Source organism: Ornithinibacillus gellani, assembly GCF_003730295.1.
Lineage (GTDB): Bacteria > Bacillota > Bacilli > Bacillales > Amphibacillaceae > Ornithinibacillus_A > Ornithinibacillus_A gellani.
On record NZ_QTSZ01000046.1, the window covers coordinates 1 to 698 of the forward strand.

Annotated in this window: 1 protein-coding gene; it reads right to left on the minus strand. The window is 36.7% G+C overall.

The annotated features are described in order from the left end of the window. Positions 1-113: 113 nt before the first annotated feature. Positions 114-566, minus strand: a complete 453-nt coding sequence (tnpA, locus tag DX933_RS13620) for an IS200/IS605 family transposase (RefSeq protein WP_123316986.1) — start codon at positions 564-566, stop codon at positions 114-116. Between the last annotated feature and the right edge of the window lie 132 nt (positions 567-698).

Here is a 698-nt window from a genome sequence, read left to right on the forward strand (position 1 = left end):
AGTAAATATCCGCCGGTAGAACCGGCGGTTTTAATTTCGCCCTATAAGGGCACTTTACCAACATAGTCCCTAAAGGGACCTCTAAATTGACCGTCAATTGTTTATGTTCCTATCTATTTTTTGAATGGGTCCACATATTCTCGTTTACTCATGTTATCCCGCAAACGATCCTCTACTTCCTGTTCCCGAATATATTTAGCTATCGTTTTTTCATTTAATCCTACTGTGCTCACGTAATAGCCTTTTGCCCAAAATGTACGGTTCCCATGATTGTATTTTAGATTTCCATGTCTGTCGTGTATCATTAATGAACTTTTCCCTTTTAAATATCCCATGAAATACGATACAGACATTTTTGGAGGTATTTTAACAAGCATGTGAATGTGGTCTGGCATCGCGTGCGCTTCTATAATCTCAACATTTTTCATCTCACATAGTCTTCTTAAAATTGCTCCAATATCTCTTCTAATTTTACCGTATATTATTTTCCTCCTATATTTCGGTATGAATACAAGATGGTACTTACAATTCCATCTTGTATGTGATAAACTATTGTCGCTCGACATGAGCAAGACTCCTCTCGTTATTTAAAGTTGGTTTGACGGCCATCTTCTATTATAACGTTTGGAGTTTTTTTGGATACAACTCTAAAAGTTTCGTTTGCACACAGGCAGAGCCTGTGGTTTAAAAAGATTAAT

What these genes read in the sequence shown, in the direction of transcription:
- tnpA (WP_123316986.1), bottom strand. Translation starts at nt 566, where the DNA reads ATGTCGAGCGACAATAGTTTATCACATACAAGATGGAATTGTAAGTAC.